We start from the raw sequence: 23909 nt of genomic DNA, 5'->3' as shown, positions 1-23909 counted from the left end.
ACCTATTGATAGATAAGTTAAAAATTAAGATTCCGTTTTGTCGAGTCGATCACTTGACGATTTTATTCGTCTTGAATTGCAATGCGTTTTTATTTTTATTCACAAGCTGTGGATGAATCAGGCGTCACGCGGTAACCCTTTTTCAATCACCCGAACCAGACGCTGTTTTTTCGGCAATTGCACTTCGACTATGCACGCATTTCGTCTCTCTATTTGCTGCGCAATCGCCCACGCTATGTGCTCATCGAGAAGTGGGTGCTCACCTTTACGACTTTCCAGCGCTGTCAAAATCGTTTCATCCCAAGGGGCATTGCCTAATGCTACGGCGATATTACGCAGCCAACGCAGGTGACCAATACGACGAATCGCCGATCCTTCCGTGACTTTTAAAAACTTCTCTTCGCTCCAGGCGAATAACTCAATGAGTTCCGGTGCGTGTAGCGGCTTACGCGGGCTGAAATCCTCTTCTGTGGTGAGTTGTGAATAGCGATTCCACGGGCAGATAAGCTGGCAGTCATCGCAACCGTAAATACGGTTTCCCATTAACGGTCGCAACTCTTCCGGGATCGCCCCTTCAAGTTCGATGGTGAGATAAGAGATACAGCGGCGAGCATCGACGGTATATGGCTCGACGATGGCACCGGTCGGGCAAATCGTCATACAGGCCACGCATTTGCCGCATCCTTCCTCGACTGGTTGATCCACGGGCAGCGGAATATCGACCAGCAATTCGCCTAAAAAGAAGAACGAACCGGCCTCGCGATTGAGGATAAGTGAGTGCTTACCTGTCCAGCCGAGCCCAGCTTTTTCAGCTAACGGGCGCTCGAGAATAGGCGCAGAATCGACAAACGGTCTAAAATTCAGCGAAACACAATGTTGCTGAATCATCTCGCCCAGCTTTTTGAGTCGGTTGCGCAGAAGTTTGTGATAGTCACGGCCCAGCGCATAACGGCTAACATAGCCGAGTTTGGGGTTTTTCAGCGTGCTGGCAAATGCGGCGTTAGCAGGAAGGTAATTCATCCGCACGCTGATCACGCGCAGCGTACCGGGCAATAACTCATGAGGGCGAGCGCGCAGCATACCGTGACGTGCCATCCAGTCCATTTCGCCGTGGTATTGTTTGTCCAGCCATGCTTGCAGTTTGGGCTCGGACTCGCTGAGATCGGTATCGGTAATACCTACCTGCTGAAAGCCCAGTTCCAGCCCCCACTGTTTAATTTTTTGCGCTAACTGATTGAGATCGAGGGGCTCTGACATGACGGACCATACAATGAAGAAAAACCCCGTAAGTATACCACACACCGTCTGGTACGCCGACGATATCCGCCGCGGAGAACGCGAGGCGGCAGATGTGCTGGGGCTCACACTCTATGAGCTGATGCTTCGCGCTGGCGAGGCCGCATTCCAGGTGTGTCGTTCGGCGTATCCTGACGCCCGCCACTGGCTGGTGCTGTGCGGTCATGGTAATAACGGCGGCGATGGCTACGTGGTCGCGCGACTGGCCAAAGCGGTCGGCATTGAGGTCACGTTGTTGGCCCAGGAGAGCGACAAACCGTTGCCGGAAGAGGCCGCGCTGGCACGCGAAGCATGGTTAAACGCGGGTGGCGAGATCCATGCTTCGAATATTGTCTGGCCCGAATCGGTAGATCTGATTGTTGATGCGCTGCTCGGTACCGGTTTGCGGCAAGCGCCCCGCGAATCCATTAGCCAGTTAATCGACCACGCTAATTCCCATCCTGCGCCGATTGTGGCGGTTGATATCCCTTCCGGCCTGCTGGCTGAAACTGGCGCTACGCCAGGCGCGGTGATCAACGCCGATCACACCATCACTTTTATTGCGCTGAAACCAGGCTTGCTCACTGGAAAAGCGCGGGATGTTACCGGACAACTGCATTTTGACTCACTGGGGCTGGATAGTTGGCTGGCAGGTCAGGAGACGAAAATTCAGCGGTTTTCAGCAGAACAACTTTCTCACTGGCTAAAACCGCGTCGCCCGACTTCGCATAAAGGCGATCACGGGCGGCTGGTAATTATCGGTGGCGATCACGGCACGGCGGGGGCTATTCGTATGACGGGGGAAGCGGCGCTGCGTGCTGGTGCTGGTTTAGTCCGAGTACTGACCCGCAGTGAAAACATTGCGCCGCTGCTGACTGCACGACCGGAATTGATGGTGCATGAACTGACGATGGACTCTCTTACCGAAAGCCTGGAATGGGCCGATGTGGTGGTGATTGGTCCCGGTCTGGGCCAGCAAGAGTGGGGGAAAAAAGCACTGCAAAAAGTTGAGAATTTTCGCAAACCGATGTTGTGGGATGCCGATGCATTGAACCTGCTGGCAATCAATCCCGATAAGCGTCACAATCGCGTGATCACGCCGCATCCTGGCGAGGCCGCACGGTTGTTAGGCTGTTCCGTCGCTGAAATTGAAAGTGACCGCTTACATTGCGCCAAACGTCTGGTACAACGTTATGGCGGCGTAGCGGTGCTGAAAGGTGCCGGAACCGTGGTCGCCGCCCATCCTGACGCTTTAGGCATTATTGATGCCGGAAATGCAGGCATGGCGAGCGGCGGCATGGGCGATGTGCTCTCTGGTATTATTGGCGCATTGCTTGGGCAAAAACTGTCGCCGTATGATGCAGCCTGTGCAGGCTGTGTCGCGCACGGTGCGGCAGCTGACGTACTGGCGGCGCGTTTTGGAACGCGCGGGATGCTGGCAACCGATCTCTTTTCCACGCTACAGCGTATTGTTAACCCGGAAGTGACTGATAAAAACCATGATGAATCGAGTAATTCCGCTCCCTGATGAGCAGGCAACATTAGACCTGGGCGAGCGGGTAGCGAAAGCCTGCGATGGCGCAACCGTAATCTATCTGTATGGCGATTTAGGCGCAGGTAAAACCACCTTTAGCCGGGGCTTTTTACAGGCTCTGGGTCATCAGGGTAATGTCAAAAGCCCCACTTATACGCTGGTCGAACCCTATACGCTCGACAACTTAATGGTCTATCACTTTGATTTGTACCGCCTTGCCGATCCCGAGGAGCTGGAGTTTATGGGGATCCGCGATTATTTTGCCAACGATGCCATCTGCCTGGTGGAGTGGCCACAACAAGGTACAGGTGTTCTTCCTGACCCGGATGTCGAAATACACATTGATTATCAGGCACAAGGCCGTGAGGCGCGCGTGAGTGCGGTTTCCTCTGCGGGTGAATTGTTGCTGGCGCGTTTAGCCGGTTAACCTTTGAAAGGTGGCGGGATGATGTATCGCATCAGAAATTGGTTGGTAGCGACGCTGCTGCTGCTGTGCACGCCGGTGGGTGCCGCGACGCTCTCTGATATTCAGGTTTCTAACGGTAATCAACAGGCGCGGATAACGTTGAGTTTTATTGGCGATCCTGATTATGCGTTTAGCCATCAAAGCAAACGCACCGTGGCGCTCGATATCAAACAAACGGGCGTGATTCAGGGACTGCCGTTGTTGTTCAGCGGCAATAATCTGGTGAAGGCGATTCGCTCTGGAACGCCTAAAGATGCACAAACGCTACGGCTGGTGGTCGATCTTACCGAAAACGGTAAAACCGAAGCGGTGAAGCGGCAGAATGGCAGCAATTACACTGTCGTCTTTACGATTAACGCCGATGTGCCGCCACCGCCTCCTCCGCCGCCCGTGGTTGCGAAACGCGTTGAAACGCCTGCGGTTGTCGCACCGCGCGTCAGCGAACCGGCGCGCAATCCGTTTAAAACGGAAAGTAACCGCACTACGGGTGTTATCAGCAGTAATACGGTAACGCGTCCGGCAGCGCGCGCGACGGCTAACACTGGCGATAAAATTATCATCGCTATTGATGCCGGACACGGCGGTCAGGACCCTGGCGCTATCGGCCCCGGTGGTACGCGGGAGAAAAATGTCACCATCGCCATCGCGCGTAAATTGCGTACTTTGCTCAATGACGATCCGATGTTTAAAGGCGTTTTAACCCGTGACGGGGATTACTTTATCTCGGTGATGGGGCGCAGTGATGTGGCACGTAAGCAAAACGCCAATTTCCTCGTGTCGATTCACGCTGATGCCGCACCGAACCGCAGTGCGACTGGCGCTTCCGTATGGGTGCTCTCTAACCGTCGCGCCAACAGTGAAATGGCCAGCTGGCTGGAGCAGCACGAGAAACAGTCGGAGCTGCTGGGTGGGGCGGGTGATGTGCTGGCGAACAGTCAGTCTGACCCCTATTTAAGCCAGGCGGTGCTGGATTTACAGTTCGGTCATTCCCAGCGGGTAGGGTATGATGTAGCGACCAGTATGATCAGTCAGTTGCAACGCATTGGCGAAATACATAAACGTCGACCAGAACACGCCAGCCTTGGCGTTCTGCGCTCGCCGGATATCCCATCAGTACTGGTCGAAACCGGTTTTATCAGCAACAACAGCGAAGAACGTTTGCTGGCGAGCGACGATTACCAACAACAGCTGGCAGAAGCCATTTACAAAGGCCTGCGCAATTACTTCCTTGCGCATCCGATGCAATCTGCGCCGCAGGGTGCAACGGCACAAACTGCCAGTACGGTGACGACGCCAGATCGCACGCTGCCAAACTAAGGACGATTGATGCCAATTCAGGTCTTACCGCCACAACTGGCGAACCAGATTGCCGCAGGTGAGGTGGTCGAGCGACCTGCGTCGGTAGTCAAAGAACTAGTGGAAAACAGCCTCGATGCAGGTGCGACGCGTATCGATATTGATATCGAACGCGGTGGGGCGAAACTTATCCGCATTCGTGATAACGGCTGCGGTATCAAAAAAGATGAGCTGGCGCTGGCGCTGGCTCGTCATGCCACCAGTAAAATCGCCTCTCTGGACGATCTCGAAGCCATTATCAGCCTGGGCTTTCGCGGTGAGGCGCTGGCGAGTATCAGTTCGGTTTCCCGCCTGACGCTCACTTCACGCACCGCAGAACAGCAGGAAGCCTGGCAGGCCTATGCCGAAGGGCGCGATATGAACGTGACGGTAAAACCGGCGGCGCATCCTGTGGGGACGACGCTGGAGGTGCTGGATCTGTTCTACAACACCCCGGCGCGGCGCAAATTCCTGCGCACCGAGAAAACCGAATTTAACCACATTGATGAGATCATCCGCCGCATTGCGCTGGCGCGTTTCGACGTCACGATCAACCTGTCGCATAACGGTAAAATTGTGCGTCAGTACCGCGCAGTGCCGGAAGGCGGGCAAAAAGAACGGCGCTTAGGCGCGATTTGCGGCACCGCTTTTCTTGAACAAGCGCTGGCGATTGAATGGCAACACGGCGATCTCACGCTACGCGGCTGGGTGGCCGATCCAAATCACACCACGCCCGCACTGGCAGAAATTCAGTATTGCTACGTGAACGGTCGCATGATGCGCGATCGCCTGATCAATCACGCGATCCGCCAGGCCTGCGAAGACAAACTGGGGGCCGATCAGCAACCGACATTTGTGTTGTATCTGGAGATCGACCCACATCAGGTGGACGTCAACGTGCACCCCGCCAAACACGAAGTGCGTTTCCATCAGTCGCGTCTGGTGCATGATTTTATCTATCAGGGCGTGCTGAGCGTGCTACAACAGCAACTGGAAACGCCGCTACCGCTGGACGATGAACCCCAACCTGCACCGCGTTCCATTCCGGAAAACCGCGTGGCGGCGGGGCGCAATCACTTTGCAGAACCGGCAGCTCGTGAGCCGGTAGCTCCGCGCTACACTCCTGCGCCAGCATCAGTCAGTCGTCCGGCTGCCCCCTGGCCGAATGCGCAGCCAGGCTACCAGAAACAGCAAGGTGAAGTGTATCGCCAGCTTTTGCAAACGCCCGCGCCGATGCAAAAATTAAAAGCGCCGGAACCGCAGGAACCTGCACTTGCGGCGAACAGTCAGAGTTTTGGTCGGGTACTGACTATCGTCCATTCCGACTGTGCGTTGCTGGAGCGCGACGGCAACATTTCACTTTTATCCTTGCCAGTGGCAGAACGTTGGCTGCGTCAGGCACAATTGACGCCGGGTGAAGCGCCCGTTTGCGCCCAGCCGCTGCTGATTCCGTTGCGGCTAAAAGTTTCTGCCGAAGAAAAATCGGCATTAGAAAAAGCGCAGTCTGCCCTGGCGGAATTGGGTATTGATTTCCAGTCAGATGCACAGCATGTGACCATCAGGGCAGTGCCTTTACCCTTACGCCAACAAAATTTACAAATCTTGATTCCTGAACTGATAGGCTACCTGGCGAAGCAGTCCGTATTCGAACCTGGCAATATTGCGCAGTGGATTGCACGAAATCTGATGAGCGAACATGCGCAGTGGTCAATGGCACAGGCCATAACCCTGCTGGCGGACGTGGAACGGTTATGTCCGCAACTTGTGAAAACGCCGCCGGGTGGTCTGTTACAATCTGTTGATTTACATCCGGCGATAAAAGCCCTGAAAGATGAGTGATATCAGTAAGGCGAGCCTGCCTAAGGCGATTTTTTTGATGGGGCCGACGGCCTCCGGTAAAACGGCGTTAGCCATTGAGCTGCGTAAAATTTTACCAGTAGAGTTGATAAGCGTTGATTCTGCCCTTATTTACAAAGGGATGGATATCGGGACGGCGAAGCCGAACGCTGAAGAGTTACTCGCCGCGCCGCACCGATTGCTGGATATTCGCGATCCGTCGCAGGCTTACTCGGCTGCTGATTTTCGCCGCGATGCGCTGGCGGAAATGGCCGATATCACCGCGGCGGGGCGGATCCCACTGTTAGTGGGCGGTACGATGTTGTATTTCAAGGCATTGCTGGAAGGGTTGTCGCCGCTACCGTCGGCAGACCCGGAAGTACGGGCCAGAATTGAGCAACAGGCGGCAGAGCAAGGTTGGGAGTCATTGCATCGTCAACTTCAGGAGGTAGATCCGGTTGCGGCAGCAAGGATTCATCCAAATGATCCACAAAGGCTTTCCCGGGCACTGGAAGTTTTTTTCATTTCGGGTAAAACTTTAACGGAACTGACGCAAACGTCAGGAGACGCTCTACCGTATCAGGTGCATCAGTTCGCCATCGCCCCGGCGAGCCGTGAACTGCTCCATCAACGCATTGAGCAGCGTTTTCATCAGATGTTGGCTTCAGGTTTTGAAGCAGAAGTCCGGGCGCTTTTTGCCCGAGGAGATTTGCATACGGACTTGCCTTCCATTCGTTGCGTGGGTTATCGCCAGATGTGGTCTTACCTTGAAGGCGAAATCTCATACGATGAAATGGTTTATCGAGGTGTTTGCGCCACGAGACAGTTGGCGAAGCGGCAGATAACCTGGCTGCGTGGTTGGGAAGGGGTTCACTGGCTTGACAGTGAAAAACCAGAACAGGCGCGTGACGAAGTATTACAGGTTGTTGGTGCTATCGCAGGCTGAATGTGTACAATTGAGACGTATCGTGCGCAATTTTTTCAGAATCGAAAGGTTCAAAGTACAAATAAGCATATAAGGAAAAGAGAGAATGGCTAAGGGGCAATCTTTACAAGATCCGTTCCTGAACGCACTGCGTCGGGAACGTGTTCCAGTTTCTATTTATTTGGTGAATGGTATTAAGCTGCAAGGGCAAATCGAGTCTTTTGATCAGTTCGTGATCCTGTTGAAAAACACGGTCAGCCAGATGGTTTACAAGCACGCGATTTCTACTGTTGTCCCGTCTCGCCCGGTTTCTCATCACAGTAACAACGCCGGTGGCGGTACCAGCAGTAACTACCATCATGGTAGCAGCGCGCAGAATACTTCCGCGCAACAGGACAGCGAAGAAACCGAATAAGGTTTCGGGCTGTTTTTTTACACGGGGAGCCAGCGATCCTGCGTTCCCCGCTGATCTATTTAGAGGGTTATACGCTTGTTTGACCGTTATGATGCTGGTGAGCAGGCGGTACTGGTACACATCTATTTTACGCAAGACAAAGATATGGAAGACCTCCAGGAGTTTGAATCTCTGGTCTCTTCCGCCGGTGTCGAAGCATTGCAGGTGATTACCGGTAGCCGTAAAGCGCCGCACCCAAAGTATTTTGTAGGTGAAGGTAAAGCAGTTGAAATTGCGGAAGCTGTCAAAGCGACGGGTGCTTCGGTCGTTCTTTTTGACCATGCCCTGAGCCCGGCGCAAGAGCGTAACCTGGAGCGTTTGTGCGAGTGTCGTGTTATCGACCGCACCGGCCTTATTTTAGATATTTTCGCCCAACGTGCGCGTACCCATGAGGGTAAGTTGCAGGTTGAGCTGGCGCAGCTGCGCCATCTGGCTACGCGCCTGGTGCGTGGCTGGACCCACCTTGAAAGACAGAAAGGCGGGATAGGTTTGCGTGGTCCGGGTGAAACCCAGCTCGAAACCGACCGTCGTTTGTTGCGTAATCGCATCGTGCAGATACAGTCGCGCCTGGAAAGAGTTGAAAAGCAGCGTGAGCAGGGGCGGCAATCGCGTATCAAAGCCGACGTTCCTACTGTTTCGCTGGTGGGATATACCAACGCCGGTAAATCTACCCTTTTCAATCGCATCACCGAAGCGCGGGTCTACGCGGCAGACCAGTTGTTTGCCACCCTCGACCCGACGTTGCGGCGTATTGACGTCGCGGATGTCGGTGAAACCGTACTTGCAGATACCGTAGGGTTTATTCGCCATCTGCCGCACGATCTGGTGGCGGCATTTAAAGCCACGTTACAAGAGACGCGGCAAGCCACATTACTGCTGCACGTCATTGATGCGGCGGATGTGCGTGTACAAGAAAACATCGAAGCGGTGAATACGGTTCTTGAAGAGATCGACGCTCACGAGATCCCAACCCTGCTGGTGATGAACAAGATCGATATGCTGGAAGATTTCGAACCGCGTATTGATCGGGACGAAGAGAACAAACCGATCCGTGTCTGGCTTTCCGCACAGACCGGAGCGGGGATACCACAGCTTTTTCAGGCTTTGACGGAGCGGCTTTCCGGCGAGGTGGCGCAGCATACATTGCGTCTGCCACCGCAGGAAGGGCGTCTGAGAAGTCGTTTTTATCAGCTTCAGGCAATAGAAAAAGAGTGGATGGAGGAGGACGGCAGCGTAAGTCTGCAAGTTCGTATGCCGATCGTTGACTGGCGTCGCCTCTGTAAACAAGAACCGGCGTTGATCGATTACCTGATCTAACGGCGTAGCGTCTGAAGCGTGGAGTCATATCCTCTGGCGTCGAAAGACAACAGGGATCACCGCATAACAAATATGGAGCACAAACATGGCGTGGAATCAGCCCGGTAATAACGGACAAGACCGCGACCCGTGGGGAAGCAGCAAACCTGGCGGCAACTCTGAGGGAAATGGAAACAAAGGCGGTCGCGATCAAGGGCCACCTGATTTAGATGATATCTTCCGCAAACTGAGCAAAAAGCTCGGTGGTCTGGGCGGCGGTAAAGGCACCGGATCTGGCGGTGGCAGTTCATCGCAAGGCCCGCGCCCGCAGCTTGGCGGTCGTGTCGTTACCATCGCAGCGGCAGCGATTGTCATTATCTGGGCGGCCAGTGGTTTCTATACCATTAAAGAAGCCGAACGCGGCGTGGTAACACGCTTTGGTAAATTCAGCCATCTGGTTGAGCCGGGTCTGAACTGGAAACCGACGTTTATCGACGAAGTCAAACCGGTGAACGTGGAAGCCGTGCGTGAACTGGCCGCTTCTGGTGTGATGCTGACGTCGGACGAGAACGTAGTGCGCGTTGAGATGAACGTGCAGTACCGCGTCACCAATCCGGAAAAATATCTGTATAGCGTGACCAGCCCGGATGACAGCCTGCGTCAGGCTACCGACAGCGCCCTGCGTGGAGTTATCGGTAAATACACCATGGACCGCATTCTGACGGAAGGTCGTACCGTGATTCGTAGCGATACTCAGCGCGAACTGGAAGAGACGATTCGTCCGTATGACATGGGTATCACGCTGCTGGACGTCAACTTCCAGGCTGCTCGTCCGCCGGAAGAAGTAAAAGCGGCGTTTGACGATGCGATTGCCGCGCGTGAAAACGAACAGCAATACATTCGTGAAGCAGAAGCGTATACCAACGAAGTTCAGCCGCGTGCGAACGGTCAGGCGCAACGTATCCTCGAAGAGGCGCGTGCGTACAAGGCCCAGACCATCCTGGAAGCCCAGGGTGAAGTGGCGCGCTTTGCTAAACTTCTGCCGGAATATAAAGCCGCGCCGGAAATTACTCGCGAGCGTCTGTATATCGAGACGATGGAAAAAGTGTTGGGCAACACCCGCAAAGTGCTGGTTAACGATAAAGGTGGCAACCTGATGGTTCTGCCGTTAGACCAGATGCTGAAAGGTGGTAACGCCCCTGCGGCGAAGAGCGATAACGGTGCCAGCAATCTGCTGCGTCTGCCGCCAGCCTCTTCCTCCACAACCAGTGGAGCAAGCAACACGTCGTCCACCAGTCAGGGCGATATTATGGACCAACGCCGCGCCAACGCGCAGCGTAACGACTACCAGCGTCAGGGGGAATAACGATGCGTAAGTCAGTTATCGCGATTATCATCATCGTGCTGGTAGTGCTTTACATGTCTGTCTTTGTCGTCAAAGAAGGTGAGCGCGGTATTACGCTGCGTTTTGGTAAGGTACTGCGTGACGATGACAACAAACCTCTGGTTTATGAGCCGGGTCTGCATTTCAAGATACCGTTCATTGAAACGGTGAAAATGCTCGACGCACGTATTCAGACCATGGACAACCAGGCCGACCGCTTTGTGACCAAAGAGAAGAAAGACCTGATCGTCGACTCTTACATCAAATGGCGCATCAGCGATTTCAGCCGTTACTACCTGGCAACGGGTGGTGGCGACATTTCGCAAGCGGAAGTGCTGTTGAAACGTAAGTTCTCTGACCGTCTGCGTTCTGAAATTGGTCGCCTGGACGTGAAAGACATCGTCACCGATTCCCGTGGTCGTCTGACCCTCGAAGTACGTGACGCGCTGAACTCCGGTTCTGCGGGTACAGAAGATGAAGTTACTACCCCGGCGGCAGATAACGCCATTGCCGAAGCGGCAGAGCGCGTAACGGCTGAGACGAAGGGCAAAGTTCCGGTCATCAACCCGAACAGTATGGCGGCGCTGGGTATTGAAGTTGTCGATGTGCGAATTAAGCAGATCAACCTGCCTACCGAAGTGTCTGAAGCGATCTACAACCGTATGCGCGCCGAGCGTGAAGCGGTAGCGCGTCGTCACCGTTCACAAGGTCAGGAAGAAGCGGAAAAACTGCGCGCGACTGCCGACTATGAAGTGACCAGAACGCTGGCAGAAGCTGAGCGTCAGGGCCGTATCATGCGTGGTGAAGGCGATGCCGAAGCAGCCAAACTGTTTGCTGATGCATTCAGTAAAGATCCGGACTTCTACGCATTCATCCGTAGCCTGCGTGCTTATGAGAACAGCTTCTCTGGCAATCAGGACGTGATGGTCATGAGCCCGGATAGCGATTTCTTCCGCTACATGAAGACGCCGACTTCCGCAACGCGTTAATATAACGACTGCGGTACAGGTCAATAAAGCCACCGCATCCTCAGGGATGTCGGTGGTTTTCTTTTTCTATAAGGATAATGAATGAATTCGACAATCTGGCTGGCGCTTGCCCTGGTTTTGGTACTGGAAGGTTTAGGGCCGATGCTTTACCCGAAGGCATGGAAGAAGATGATCTCTGCGATGACCAATTTGCCCGATAATATTTTACGTCGTTTTGGCGGTGGACTTGTGGTTGCGGGCGTTGTGGTCTACTACATGTTGAGGAAAACGATTGGCTGAACAAAAAACAGACTGATCGAGGTCATTTTTGAGTGCAAAAAGTGCTGTAACTCTGAAAAAGCGATGGTAGAATCCATTTTTAAGCAAACGGTGATTTTGAAAAATGGGTAACAACGTCGTCGTACTGGGCACCCAATGGGGTGACGAAGGTAAAGGTAAGATCGTCGATCTTCTGACTGAACGGGCTAAATATGTTGTACGCTACCAGGGCGGTCACAACGCAGGCCATACTCTCGTAATCAACGGTGAAAAAACCGTTCTCCATCTTATTCCATCAGGTATTCTCCGCGAGAATGTAACCAGCATCATCGGTAACGGTGTTGTGCTGTCTCCGGCCGCGCTGATGAAAGAGATGAAAGAACTGGAAGACCGTGGCATCCCCGTTCGTGAGCGTCTGCTGCTGTCTGAAGCATGTCCGCTGATCCTTGATTATCACGTTGCGCTGGATAACGCGCGTGAGAAAGCGCGTGGCGCGAAAGCGATCGGCACCACCGGTCGTGGTATCGGGCCTGCTTATGAAGATAAAGTAGCACGTCGCGGTCTGCGTGTTGGCGACCTTTTCGACAAAGAAACCTTCGCTGAAAAACTGAAAGAAGTGATGGAATATCACAACTTCCAGTTGGTTAACTACTACAAAGCTGAAGCGGTTGATTACCAGAAAGTTCTGGATGATACGATGGCTGTTGCCGACATCCTGACTTCTATGGTGGTTGACGTTTCTGACCTGCTCGACCAGGCGCGTCAGCGTGGCGATTTCGTCATGTTTGAAGGTGCGCAGGGTACGCTGCTGGATATCGACCACGGTACTTATCCGTACGTAACTTCTTCCAACACCACTGCTGGTGGCGTGGCGACCGGTTCCGGCCTGGGCCCGCGTTATGTTGATTACGTTCTGGGTATCCTCAAAGCTTACTCAACTCGTGTAGGTGCAGGTCCTTTCCCGACCGAACTGTTTGATGAAACTGGCGAGTTCCTCTGCAAGCAGGGTAACGAATTCGGCGCAACTACGGGTCGTCGTCGTCGTACCGGCTGGCTGGACACCGTTGCCGTTCGTCGTGCGGTACAGCTGAACTCCCTGTCTGGCTTCTGCCTGACTAAACTGGACGTTCTGGATGGCCTGAAAGAGGTTAAACTCTGCGTGGCTTACCGTATGCCGGATGGTCGCGAAGTGACTACCACTCCGCTGGCAGCTGACGACTGGAAAGGTGTAGAGCCGATTTACGAAACCATGCCGGGCTGGTCTGAATCCACCTTCGGCGTGAAAGATCGTAGCGGTCTGCCGCAGGCGGCGCTGAACTACATCAAGCGTATTGAAGAGCTGACTGGTGTGCCGATCGATATCATCTCTACCGGTCCGGATCGTACTGAAACCATGATTCTGCGCGATCCGTTCGACGCGTAATTCTGGTACGCCTGGCAGATATTTTGCCTGCCGGGCTAACAGTGTGATACATTGCTGTGTCGGTTAAGCCATTACGCTATCCGACACAGTGTTAAATCCTCGCTTTTTTCCTTCCCCGAACTGAAATAAATTAGCGACACAGCTTGTGGCTGGTTTATCATCAATATAAATGTATTTTTTCCCGATTTCCCTTTTGAGGTTGATGTGCAGTTAACGAGTTTCACTGATTACGGATTACGTGCGCTGATCTACATGGCGTCATTGCCAGAAGGGCGGATGACCAGTATTTCTGAAGTGACTGACGTCTACGGCGTCTCCCGTAATCATATGGTCAAAATAATCAATCAACTTAGTCGTGCCGGCTACGTGACTGCTGTTCGTGGAAAAAATGGCGGCATTCGCCTGGGTAAATCGGCGAGTGCGATACGTATTGGTGATGTGGTGCGCGAGCTGGAGCCCTTATCGCTGGTGAATTGCAGCAGTGAGTTTTGCCACATTACACCTGCCTGTCGGTTGAAACAGGCGCTTTCTAAGGCCGTGCAAAGTTTTCTTACGGAACTGGATAACTACACGCTTGCCGATTTGGTTGAAGAGAATCAACCGCTTTATAAATTATTGCTGGTGGAGTGACGAAAATCTTCATCAGAGATGACAACGGAGGAACCGAGATGTCACAAGATCCTTTCCAGGAACGCGAAGCTGAAAAATACGCGAATCCCATCCCTAGTCGGGAATTTATCCTCGAACATTTAACCAAACGTGAAAAACCGGCCAGCCGTGATGAGCTGGCGGTAGAACTGCACATTGAAGGCGAAGAGCAGCTTGAAGGCCTGCGTCGCCGCCTGCGCGCGATGGAGCGCGATGGTCAACTGGTCTTCACTCGTCGTCAGTGCTATGCGCTGCCGGAACGCCTCGACCTGGTGAAAGGTACCGTTATTGGCCACCGTGATGGCTACGGCTTTCTGCGGGTTGAAGGGCGTAAAGATGATTTGTATCTCTCCAGCGAGCAGATGAAAACCTGCATTCATGGCGATCAGGTGCTGGCGCAGCCGCTGGGCGCTGACCGTAAAGGTCGTCGTGAAGCGCGTATTGTCCGCGTACTGGTGCCAAAAACCAGCCAGATTGTTGGTCGCTACTTTACTGAAGCGGGCGTCGGCTTTGTGGTTCCTGACGATAGCCGTCTGAGCTTCGATATCTTAATCCCGCCCGATCAGATCATGGGCGCGCGGATGGGCTTTGTGGTCGTAGTCGAACTGACTCAGCGTCCGACTCGCCGCACCAAAGCGGTGGGTAAAATCGTCGAAGTGCTGGGCGACAATATGGGCACCGGCATGGCGGTTGATATCGCTCTGCGTACCCATGAAATTCCGTACATCTGGCCGCAGGCTGTTGAGCAACAGGTTGCCGGGCTGAAAGAAGAAGTGCCGGAAGAAGCAAAAGCGGGCCGTGTTGATCTGCGCGATTTACCGCTGGTCACCATTGATGGCGAAGACGCCCGTGACTTTGACGATGCAGTTTACTGCGAGAAAAAACGCGGCGGCGGCTGGCGTTTATGGGTCGCGATTGCCGACGTCAGCTACTATGTGCGTCCGCCAACGCCGCTGGACAGAGAAGCGCGTAACCGTGGCACGTCGGTGTACTTCCCTTCGCAGGTTATCCCGATGCTGCCGGAAGTGCTCTCTAACGGCCTGTGTTCGCTCAACCCGCAGGTAGACCGCCTGTGTATGGTGTGCGAGATGACGGTTTCGTCGAAAGGCCGCCTGACGGGCTACAAATTCTACGAAGCGGTGATGAGCTCTCACGCGCGTCTGACCTACACCAAAGTCTGGCATATTCTGCAGGGCGATCAGGATCTGCGCGAGCAGTACGCCCCGCTGGTTAAGCATCTCGAAGAGTTGCATAACCTCTATAAAGTGCTGGATAAAGCCCGTGAAGAACGCGGTGGGATCTCATTTGAGAGCGAAGAAGCGAAGTTCATTTTCAACGCTGAACGCCGTATTGAACGTATCGAACAGACCCAGCGTAACGACGCGCACAAATTAATTGAAGAGTGCATGATTCTGGCGAATATCTCGGCGGCGCGTTTCGTTGAGAAAGCCAAAGAACCGGCACTGTTCCGTATTCACGACAAGCCGAGCACCGAAGCGATTACCTCTTTCCGTTCAGTGCTGGCGGAGCTGGGGCTGGAGCTGCCGGGTGGTAACAAGCCGGAACCGCGTGACTACGCGGAACTGCTGGAGTCGGTTGCCGACCGTCCTGATGCAGAAATGCTGCAAACCATGCTGCTACGCTCGATGAAACAGGCGATTTACGATCCAGAAAACCGTGGTCACTTCGGTCTGGCATTGCAGTCCTATGCGCACTTTACTTCACCGATTCGTCGTTATCCTGACCTGACGCTGCACCGCGCCATTAAATATCTGCTGGCGAAAGAGCAGGGGCATCAGGGCAACACCACTGAAACCGGCGGCTACCATTATTCGATGGAAGAGATGTTGCAACTGGGTCAGCACTGTTCGATGGCGGAACGTCGTGCCGACGAAGCAACGCGCGATGTCGCTGACTGGCTGAAGTGTGACTTCATGCTCGACCAGGTAGGTAACGTCTTTAAAGGCGTAATTTCCAGCGTCACTGGCTTTGGCTTCTTCGTCCGTCTGGACGACTTGTTCATTGATGGTCTGGTCCATGTCTCTTCGCTGGACAATGACTACTATCGCTTTGACCAGGTAGGGCAACGCCTGATGGGGGAATCCAGCGGCCAGACTTATCGCCTGGGCGATCGCGTGGAAGTTCGCGTCGAAGCGGTTAATATGGACGAGCGCAAAATCGACTTTAGTCTGATCTCCAGTGAACGCGCACCGCGCAACGTCGGTAAAACGGCGCGCGAGAAAGCGAAAAAAGGCGATGCAGGCAAAAAAGGCGGCAAGCGTCGTCAGGTCGGTAAAAAGGTAAACTTTGAGCCAGACAGCGCCTTCCGCGGTGAGAAAAAAACGAAGCCGAAAGCGGCGAAGAAAGACGCGAGAAAAGCGAAAAAGCCATCGGCGAAAACGCAGAAAATAGCCGCAGCGACCAAAGCGAAGCGTGCGGCGAAGAAAAAAGTGGCAGAGTGATCAATACCCTCTTTAAAAGAAGAGGGTTAGATTGCTGACAAAATGCGCTTTGTTCATGCCGGATGCGGCGTGAACGCCTTATCCGGCCTACATAATCACGCAAATTCAATATATTGCAGAGATCATGTAGGCCGGATAAACGTAGTGCATCAGGCAAAACGTAAACAACGAGTACATTAATGAGCGAAATGATTTACGGCATCCACGCAGTGCAGGCCCTGCTGGAGCGCGCCCCTGAACGTTTTCAGGAAGTCTTTATTTTAAAAGGCCGTGAAGATAAACGTCTGTTACCGCTGATTCACGCCCTTGAGTCTCAGGGCGTGGTTATCCAGTTGGCAAACCGCCAATATCTCGACGAGAAAAGCGACGGTGCCGTGCATCAGGGCATTATCGCCCGCGTGAAGCCAGGACGTCAGTATCAGGAAAACGATCTGCCGGATCTGATCGCTTCGCTCGATCAACCGTTCCTGCTGATCCTCGACGGTGTAACCGATCCGCACAACCTCGGCGCGTGCCTGCGTAGCGCGGACGCTGCTGGCGTTCACGCGGTGATTGTGCCGAAAGATCGCTCCGCACAGCTCAACGCTACGGCGAAAAAAGTAGCCTGCGGCGCGGCAGAAAGCGTTCCACTGATTCGGGTGACTAACCTTGCGCGCACCATGCGTATGTTGCAGGAAGAGAATATCTGGATCGTCGGTACGGCAGGCGAGGCGGATCATACACTCTATCAGAGCAAAATGACCGGACGCCTGGCGCTGGTGATGGGCGCGGAAGGTGAAGGTATGCGTCGCCTGACCCGTGAACATTGCGATGAGTTGATCAGCATCCCAATGGCAGGAAGTGTTTCTTCCCTGAACGTTTCGGTTGCAACCGGAATTTGCTTATTTGAAGCGGTTCGTCAGCGCAGCTAGTTCGTCTGAATTATGAAAAGCCATCCAGATTTGGATGGTTTTTTTTTGTCTATAGCTGGTAAGATAATTACGTACTGCAAATATTCATTTTATTAATATTTAAACTAAATCTATATGGAATAATATATGACATGGAATCCGTTGGCGCTGGCGACGGCGCTGCAAACTGTACCTGAACAAAATATTGATGTGACAAATAGCGAGAGCGCATTAATTATTAAAATGAATGATTATGGCGATTTGCAAATCAATATTCTTTTTACTTCCCGCCAAATGATTATCGAAACCTTTATTTGTCCGGTAAGTAGTATCAGCAATCCAGATGAATTTAATACCTTCTTATTAAGAAATCAGAAGATGATGCCGTTGTCATCGGTAGGAATCTCCAGCGTGCAACAGGAAGAGTATTACATTGTTTTCGGGGCGTTATCGCTTAAATCTTCTCTTGAAGATATCCTGCTTGAGATAACCTCGCTGGTAGATAACGCATTGGATCTGGCTGAAATTACAGAAGAATATTCACACTAATTACAAGGACGGGTATTTATGGGAATTTTAAAAAGTTTATTTACGCTGGGGAAATCGTTTATCTCCCAGGCGGAAGAATCCATTGAAGAAACCCAGGGCGTGCGCATGCTGGAACAGCATATTCGTGACGCTAAAGCTGAACTCGATAAAGCCGGAAAATCTCGCGTTGATCTGCTGGCGCGGGTGAAATTAAGTCACGATAAGCTGAAAGATTTACGTGAGCGCAAAGCCAGTCTGGAAGCCCGTGCGCTGGAAGCGTTAAGCAAGAACGTTAATCCGTCGTTGATTAACGAAGTTGCTGAAGAAATCGCGCGCCTTGAGAATCTCATTACCGCTGAAGAGCAAGTGTTGTCGAATCTGGAAGTCTCCCGTGATGGCGTGGAAAAAGCAGTTACAGCGACAGCGCAGCGTATCGCTCAGTTTGAGCAGCAAATGGAAGTCGTTAAAGCCACTGAAGCCATGCAGCGTGCACAACAGGCTGTAACAACCTCTACCGTTGGCGCATCTTCCAGCGTTTCGACAGCGGCAGAATCCTTAAAACGCCTGCAAACGCGTCAGGCCGAACGTCAGGCTCGCCTGGATGCTGCCGCACAGTTGGAGAAAGTCGCAGACGGTCGCGACCTTGACGAAAAGCTGGCGGAAGCCGGAATTGGCGGTAGCAATAAAAGTAGCGCCCAGGATGTATTAGCAAGACTGCAACGCCAACAGGGCGAGTAATTTTTTTGCCAGCCTCGCTAAAAGGCTGGCAACTATTTTAAGGATAAAATATGTCTGGTTTTTTCCAGCGTCTGTTTGGCAAGGGTAATAAGCCAGCTATCGCTCGTGGTCCGCTGGGACTTCATCTCAATAGTGGCTTTACGCTCGACACGTTAGCGTTTCGTTTGCTGGAAGATGAATTGCTGATTGCGCTGCCGGGTGAGGAATTTACGGTAGCCGCCGTCAGCCACATCGATCTGGGCGGCGGTAGTCAGATTTTCCGCTACTACACTTCAGGCGATGAGTTTCTGCAAATCAATACCACCGGCGGCGAAGATATTGATGACATTGATGATATCAAGCTCTTTGTCTATGAAGAGAGCTACGGTATCAGTAAAGAGAGTCACTGGCGCGAGGCGATCAACGCCAAAGCGATGGGAGCAATGACCTTAAACTGGCAGGAAAAACGCTGGCAGCGATTTTTTAACAGCGAAGAACCGGGAAATATCGAACCCGTCTACATGCTGGAAAAAGTAGAAAATCAAAACCATGCCAAATGGGAGGTCCATAATTTTACCATGGGCTACCAACGGCAAGTAACCGAAGATACTTACGAATATTTGCTGCTAAATGGTGAGGAATCTTTTAACGATCTCGGCGAGCCAGAGTGGTTATTTTCGCGCGCGTTGGGTGTCGATATCCCGCTGACATCACTTCATATTATTGGTTAATTACAAGGACGTTTACAATGCATATACTGGATTCACTTCTTGCCTTTAGCGCCTATTTTTTTATTGGCGTGGCTATGGTGATTATTTTTCTGTTTATCTATTCTAAAATTACACCGCACAACGAATGGCAGTTAATCAAAAACAATAATACCGCGGCGTCACTGGCGTTCAGCGGTACATTGTTGGGTTACGTTATCCCCTTATCTAGTGCGGCAATCAATGCGGTGAGTATTCCAGACTATTTCGCCTGGGGCGGGATTGCACTGGTGATTCAGTTACTCGTTTTTGCTGGTGTCAGACTTTATATGCCCGCATTAAGCGAAAAAATTATTAATCACAATACCGCAGCAGGAATGTTTATGGGAACCGCCGCGCTGGCTGGCGGTATTTTTAACGCAGCTTGTATGACATGGTAATGGACGATCATGGCCAGAAAACGCAAATCAAGAAATAACAGTAAAATTGGTCACGGAGCGATTAGTCGCATTGGTAGACCGAATAGGTGATGCTGCCAACTTACTGATTTAGTGTATGATGGTGTTTTTGAGGTGCTCCAGTGGCTTCTGTTTCTATCAGCTGTCCCTCCTGTTCAGCTACTGACGGGGTGGTGCGTAACGGCAAAAGCACCGCCGGACATCAGCGCTATCTCTGCTCTCACTGCCGTAAAACATGGCAACTGCAGTTCACTTACACCGCTTCTCAACCCGGTACGCACCAGAAAATCATTGATATGGCCATGAATGGCGTTGGATGCCGGGCAACAGCCCGCATTATGGGCGTTGGCCTCAACACGATTTTACGTCACTTAAAAAACTCAGGCCGCAGTCGGTAACCTCGCGCATACAGCCGGGCAGTGACGTCATCGTCTGCGCGGAAATGGACGAACAGTGGGGCTATGTCGGGGCTAAATCGCGCCAGCGCTGGCTGTTTTACGCGTATGACAGGCTCCGGAAGACGGTTGTTGCGCACGTATTCGGTGAACGCACTATGGCGACGCTGGGGCGTCTTATGAGCCTGCTGTCACCCTTTGACGTGGTGATATGGATGACGGATGGCTGGCCGCTGTATGAATCCCGCCTGAAGGGAAAGCTGCACGTAATCAGCAAGCGATATACGCAGCGAATTGAGCGGCATAACCTGAATCTGAGGCAGCACCTGGCACGGCTGGGACGGAAGTCGCTGTCGTTCTCAAAATCGGTGGAGCTGCATGACAAAGTCATCGGGCATTATCTGAACATAAAACACTATCAATAAGTTGGAGTCATTACCGACCGAATAATCCTTTTGAACCGCGTCGCAATCGCTACGCACAAAAATACTTAACGTTGGCGCTAATGGGCGGTGCCGCTTTTTTCGTATTGAAAGGTTGTAGCGATAGTAGCGATGTCGATAACGACGGCGACGGAACATTTTACGCGACAGTGCAGGATTGTATTGATGACGGTAATAATGCCGACATTTGCGCGCGTGGCTGGAACAACGCCAAAACGGCATTTTATGCCGATGTTCCGAAGAATATGACTCAGCAGAACTGTCAGTCTAAGTACGAAAATTGCTACTACGACAATGTTGAACAGAGTTGGATCCCGGTCGTTTCTGGATTTTTGTTAAGCCGGGTTATTCGTAAAGATCGCGATGAGCCGTTTGTTTATAACAGCGGCGGTTCCTCTTTTGCTTCGCGTCCAGTCTGGCGCAGCACTTCTGGTGATTACTCTTGGCGCTCCGGTTCTGGCAAAAAAGAGTCTTACTCTTCGGGCGGCTTTACCACCAAAAAAGCGTCTACCGTTTCTCGCGGCGGCTATGGTCGTTCTTCCAGCGCCCGTGGGCATTGGGGAGGCTAATCATGCTGAGACACAACGTTCCTGTGCGACGGGATCTGGACCAGATCGCCGCTGACAACGGTTTCGACTTTCATATCATCGACAATGAAATCTATTGGGATGAGAGTCGGGCTTACCGTTTTACTCTGCGCCAGATTGAAGAGCAGATCGAAAAACCGACTGCGGAACTGCATCAGATGTGCCTTGAGGTGGTGGATCGCGCGGTAAAAGATGAAGAGATCCTGACGCAACTGGCGATCCCGCCGTTGTACTGGGATGTGATCGCTGAAAGCTGGCGCGCCCGCGATCCTTCGCTGTATGGACGGATGGATTTTGCCTGGTGTGGCAATGCGCCGGTGAAGCTGCTGGAGTACAACGCCGATACGCCAACTTCATTGTACGAGTCGGCTTATTTCCAGTGGCTGTGGCTGGAGGATGCCCGGCGCAGCGGTATTATTCCGCGTGATGCCGATCAGTACAATGCTATTCAGGAACGCCTGATTTCACGCTTTAGCGAGCTTTACAGTCGGGAACCGTTTTATTTTTGCTGCTGTCAGGACACCGATGAAGACAGGAGTACCGTGCTGTACTTGCAGGACTGCGCCCAGCAGGCAGGGCAGGAGTCGCGGTTTATCTACATTGAAGATCTCGGTTTGGGCGTCGGCGGCGTACTGACCGATCTTGATGATAATGTCATCCAGCGTGCATTTAAGCTGTATCCGCTGGAGTGGATGATGCGTGACGATAACGGTCCGCTGCTGCGCAAGCGTCGCGAGCAATGGGTGGAGCCGTTATGGAAAAGTATCTTGAGTAATAAAGGGCTAATGCCGCTGCTTTGGCGCTTCTTCCCTGGTCATCCTAACCTTCTTGCATCCTGGTTTGAGGGTGAAAAATCGCAGATTGCCGCTGGCGAAAGCTATGTGCGTAAACCGCTCTACTCGCGCGAAGGCGGAAATGTCACCATTTTCGACGGCCAGAATAACGTCGTTGACCACGCTGATGGTGATTACGCCGATGAACCGATGATCTACCAGGCGTTTCAACCTCTGCCGCGGTTTGGCGATAGCTACACACTCATCGGTAGCTGGATTGTCGATGATGAAGCGTGCGGAATGGGGATCCGTGAAGATAACACACTGATCACCAAAGACACCTCACGTTTCGTTCCGCATTACATTGCTGGATAAGAATGTTTTAGCAATCTCTTTCTGTCATGAATCCATGGCAGTGACCATACTAATGGTGACTGCCATTGATGGAGGGAGACTCAGTGCACTGGCAAACTCACACCGTTTTTAATCAACCTATACCATTAAATAACAGCAACTTATACCTGTCTGATGGCGCGCTCTGCGAAGCGGTAACGCGTGAAGGTGCTGGCTGGGATAGCGATTTTCTAGCCAGTATTGGTCAGCAGTTAGGAACGGCTGAATCCCTTGAACTGGGGCGGCTGGCGAATGTGAATCCGCCTGAATTATTGCGCTACGATGCGCAAGGACGCCGTCTGGACGATGTGCGTTTTCACCCCGCCTGGCACCTGCTGATGCAGGCGCTATGTACCAATCGGGTGCACAATCTTGCCTGGGAAGAAGACGCTCGCTCCGGCGCATTTGTGGCGCGCGCGGCGCGTTTTATGTTACATGCGCAGGTTGAGGCAGGGTCGTTATGTCCGATAACCATGACCTTTGCCGCCACGCCATTGTTGTTACAGATGTTACCCGCGCCGTTTCAGGACTGGACCACGCCGCTATTGAGCGATCGCTACGATTCTCACTTATTGCCAGGTGGGCAAAAACGCGGTTTGTTGATTGGCATGGGAATGACGGAAAAGCAGGGCGGTTCCGATGTTATGAGCAACACCACCCGTGCAGAGCGTCTGGAAGATGGCTCTTATCGGCTGGTGGGGCATAAATGGTTTTTCTCGGTTCCGCAAAGCGATGCGCATCTGGTGCTGGCGCAGACCGCGGGTGGTCTGTCCTGCTTTTTTGTGCCGCGCTTTTTGCCTGACGGGCAACGCAACGCGATTCGCCTCGAGCGGCTGAAAGATAAGCTGGGTAATCGCTCTAACGCCAGTTGCGAAGTGGAGTTTCAGGATGCCATTGGTTGGTTGTTGGGGCAGGAAGGGGAAGGAATTCGTCTGATCCTGAAAATGGGTGGGATGACGCGTTTTGATTGCGCCCTGGGTAGCCATGCCATGATGCGCCGTGCATTTTCGCTGGCGATTTATCATGCACATCAACGCCATGTTTTTGGTAATCCATTGATCCAACAGCCCCTTATGCGTCATGTCTTAAGTCGCATGGCACTTCAGCTTGAAGGGCAAACGGCGTTGCTGTTTCGTCTTGCGCGAGCGTGGGACCGGCGTGCCGATGCCAAAGAAGCCCTGTGGGCGCGTTTATTTACGCCTGCGGCAAAATTTGTGATCTGCAAAAGAGGTATGCCGTTTGTGGCCGAAGCGATGGAGGTGCTGGGCGGCATTGGTTATTGCGAGGAGAGCGAGCTGCCGCGGCTTTACCGGGAGATGCCGGTAAACAGTATTTGGGAAGGTTCCGGCAATATTATGTGCCTGGATGTGTTGCGCGTTCTCAATAAGCAAGCGGGCGTATACGACTTATTGTCGGAAGCATTTGTGGAAGTGAAAGGGCAGGATCGCTATTTTGATCGCGCGGTTCGTCGTTTACAGCAGCAGCTGCGTAAGCCAGCTGAAGAACTGGGGCGAGAGATTACTCATCAGCTATTCCTGCTGGGCTGCGGTGCGCAAATGTTGAAATATGCTTCTCCGCCAATGGCGCAGGCGTGGTGTCAGGTGATGTTAGATACGCGCGGCGGCGTACGGTTGTCAGAGCAGATCCAGAATGATTTATTGCTGCGGGCGACGGGGGGAGTGTGTGTGTAAGCGTATACGACTGATGCGACGCTGGTTTCGATTAACTAAATG

23 protein-coding genes and 2 pseudogenes are annotated in these 23909 nt (G+C 52.7%); 24 read left to right on the top strand and 1 reads right to left on the bottom strand.

The features are described 5' to 3' along the window. The first annotated feature begins 81 nt into the window (after nucleotides 1–81). On the top strand, nucleotides 82–135 hold the full coding sequence (locus ACU8XX_RS21855; protein WP_010723271.1) for a hypothetical protein: 54 nt from the start codon (nucleotides 82–84) through the stop codon (nucleotides 133–135). On the opposite strand, the gene queG is transcribed toward ACU8XX_RS21855, so the two are convergent. Beyond that, nucleotides 118–1257, bottom strand: a complete 1140-nt coding sequence (gene queG / locus ACU8XX_RS21850; RefSeq protein WP_001294219.1) for a tRNA epoxyqueuosine(34) reductase QueG — start codon at nucleotides 1255–1257, stop codon at nucleotides 118–120. The two genes, ACU8XX_RS21855 and queG, sit on opposite strands and share 18 nt — an antisense overlap. On the opposite strand from queG, the gene nnr reads away from it, so the two are divergent. The 23 genes and pseudogenes from nnr (at nucleotide 1256) to ACU8XX_RS21735 (ending at nucleotide 23867) form a co-directional block, all read left to right on the top strand. Beyond that, nucleotides 1256–2803 (top strand): bifunctional ADP-dependent NAD(P)H-hydrate dehydratase/NAD(P)H-hydrate epimerase, encoded by a 1548-nt coding sequence (nnr, locus tag ACU8XX_RS21845; protein WP_001295189.1) that lies wholly within the window; start codon nucleotides 1256–1258, stop codon nucleotides 2801–2803. The two genes, queG and nnr, sit on opposite strands and share 2 nt — an antisense overlap. Then, nucleotides 2775–3236: a tRNA (adenosine(37)-N6)-threonylcarbamoyltransferase complex ATPase subunit type 1 TsaE gene (gene tsaE, locus ACU8XX_RS21840; protein ID WP_000981977.1), complete on the top strand. Its 462-nt coding sequence runs from the start codon at nucleotides 2775–2777 to the stop codon at nucleotides 3234–3236. The genes nnr and tsaE overlap by 29 nt, the downstream gene beginning before the upstream one ends. 18 nt (nucleotides 3237–3254) lie before the next feature. Continuing rightward, the gene (gene amiB, locus ACU8XX_RS21835) at nucleotides 3255–4592 is read left to right on the top strand and encodes an N-acetylmuramoyl-L-alanine amidase AmiB (protein ID WP_000990333.1); all 1338 of its coding nucleotides are present in this window, start codon (nucleotides 3255–3257) and stop codon (nucleotides 4590–4592) included. 9 nt (nucleotides 4593–4601) lie between these two features. Then, nucleotides 4602–6449, top strand: coding sequence for a DNA mismatch repair endonuclease MutL (gene mutL / locus ACU8XX_RS21830; RefSeq protein ID WP_446908313.1), 1848 nt, complete (start codon nucleotides 4602–4604; stop codon nucleotides 6447–6449). Then, complete coding sequence (gene miaA / locus ACU8XX_RS21825; protein WP_001280345.1) at nucleotides 6442–7392, top strand: tRNA (adenosine(37)-N6)-dimethylallyltransferase MiaA; 951 nt, start codon at nucleotides 6442–6444, stop codon at nucleotides 7390–7392. The genes mutL and miaA overlap by 8 nt, the downstream gene beginning before the upstream one ends. An 85-nt stretch (nucleotides 7393–7477) precedes the next feature. Continuing rightward, entirely contained in the window at nucleotides 7478–7786 is a 309-nt protein-coding gene (gene hfq / locus ACU8XX_RS21820; protein ID WP_001051883.1) for an RNA chaperone Hfq, read from the top strand. A gap of 75 nt (nucleotides 7787–7861) precedes the next feature. Next, nucleotides 7862–9142, top strand: coding sequence for a ribosome rescue GTPase HflX (gene hflX, locus ACU8XX_RS21815; RefSeq protein ID WP_000460360.1), 1281 nt, complete (start codon nucleotides 7862–7864; stop codon nucleotides 9140–9142). 85 nt (nucleotides 9143–9227) lie between these two features. Continuing rightward, entirely contained in the window at nucleotides 9228–10487 is a 1260-nt protein-coding gene (hflK, locus tag ACU8XX_RS21810) for an FtsH protease activity modulator HflK (protein WP_000312488.1), read from the top strand. A 2-nt stretch (nucleotides 10488–10489) separates the two neighbouring features. Continuing rightward, entirely contained in the window at nucleotides 10490–11494 is a 1005-nt protein-coding gene (gene hflC / locus ACU8XX_RS21805; protein ID WP_001232412.1) for a protease modulator HflC, read from the top strand. Nucleotides 11495–11575: 81 nt separating this feature from the next. After that, nucleotides 11576–11773, top strand: a complete 198-nt coding sequence (locus ACU8XX_RS21800) for a DUF2065 domain-containing protein (RefSeq protein ID WP_001089295.1) — start codon at nucleotides 11576–11578, stop codon at nucleotides 11771–11773. 103 nt (nucleotides 11774–11876) lie between these two features. Beyond that, the gene (gene purA / locus ACU8XX_RS21795) at nucleotides 11877–13175 is read left to right on the top strand and encodes an adenylosuccinate synthase (protein WP_000527955.1); all 1299 of its coding nucleotides are present in this window, start codon (nucleotides 11877–11879) and stop codon (nucleotides 13173–13175) included. A gap of 204 nt (nucleotides 13176–13379) precedes the next feature. Next, a complete protein-coding gene (gene nsrR, locus ACU8XX_RS21790; RefSeq protein ID WP_001177644.1) occupies nucleotides 13380–13805 on the top strand; it encodes a nitric oxide-sensing transcriptional repressor NsrR in 426 nt (141 codons plus the stop codon). Nucleotides 13806–13843: 38 nt separating this feature from the next. Continuing rightward, nucleotides 13844–16285, top strand: coding sequence for a ribonuclease R (gene rnr / locus ACU8XX_RS21785; protein WP_000076316.1), 2442 nt, complete (start codon nucleotides 13844–13846; stop codon nucleotides 16283–16285). A 179-nt stretch (nucleotides 16286–16464) separates the two neighbouring features. Beyond that, nucleotides 16465–17196 (top strand): 23S rRNA (guanosine(2251)-2'-O)-methyltransferase RlmB, encoded by a 732-nt coding sequence (rlmB, locus tag ACU8XX_RS21780; RefSeq protein WP_001293282.1) that lies wholly within the window; start codon nucleotides 16465–16467, stop codon nucleotides 17194–17196. Between the two features lie 126 nt (nucleotides 17197–17322). Next, nucleotides 17323–17724 (top strand): YjfI family protein, encoded by a 402-nt coding sequence (locus ACU8XX_RS21775; protein ID WP_000220137.1) that lies wholly within the window; start codon nucleotides 17323–17325, stop codon nucleotides 17722–17724. A gap of 18 nt (nucleotides 17725–17742) precedes the next feature. Further along, entirely contained in the window at nucleotides 17743–18441 is a 699-nt protein-coding gene (locus ACU8XX_RS21770) for a PspA/IM30 family protein (RefSeq protein ID WP_000511955.1), read from the top strand. A gap of 50 nt (nucleotides 18442–18491) precedes the next feature. Then, nucleotides 18492–19151: a YjfK family protein gene (locus ACU8XX_RS21765; RefSeq protein ID WP_016241792.1), complete on the top strand. Its 660-nt coding sequence runs from the start codon at nucleotides 18492–18494 to the stop codon at nucleotides 19149–19151. A 17-nt stretch (nucleotides 19152–19168) separates the two neighbouring features. Then, nucleotides 19169–19567, top strand: coding sequence for a DUF350 domain-containing protein (locus tag ACU8XX_RS21760; protein ID WP_000547760.1), 399 nt, complete (start codon nucleotides 19169–19171; stop codon nucleotides 19565–19567). 9 nt (nucleotides 19568–19576) lie between these two features. Next, nucleotides 19577–19651 (top strand): annotated as a pseudogene (locus ACU8XX_RS21755) (DUF1190 domain-containing protein); the annotation flags it as partial. Nucleotides 19652–19707: 56 nt separating this feature from the next. Continuing rightward, nucleotides 19708–20405 (top strand): IS1-like element IS1A family transposase gene (locus ACU8XX_RS21750; RefSeq protein ID WP_103215986.1). Its coding sequence is split into 2 segments (ribosomal slippage): nucleotides 19708–19957 and nucleotides 19957–20405, totalling 699 coding nucleotides; the frame shifts between segments, so codons are not numbered across the junction. Nucleotides 20406–20419: 14 nt separating this feature from the next. Continuing rightward, nucleotides 20420–20992 (top strand): annotated as a pseudogene (locus ACU8XX_RS21745) (DUF1190 domain-containing protein); the annotation flags it as partial. 2 nt (nucleotides 20993–20994) lie between these two features. Further along, on the top strand, nucleotides 20995–22158 hold the full coding sequence (locus ACU8XX_RS21740) for a glutathionylspermidine synthase family protein (protein ID WP_000943964.1): 1164 nt from the start codon (nucleotides 20995–20997) through the stop codon (nucleotides 22156–22158). Between the two features lie 83 nt (nucleotides 22159–22241). Continuing rightward, nucleotides 22242–23867, top strand: a complete 1626-nt coding sequence (locus tag ACU8XX_RS21735) for an isovaleryl-CoA dehydrogenase (protein ID WP_001295190.1) — start codon at nucleotides 22242–22244, stop codon at nucleotides 23865–23867. Nucleotides 23868–23909 lie beyond the last annotated feature (42 nt).

This window comes from Escherichia sp. MAL-1 (assembly GCF_052948035.1).
The sequence above is the reverse complement of the archived record's forward strand: the minus strand, read 5'-3'. Positions and strand labels throughout refer to the sequence as shown.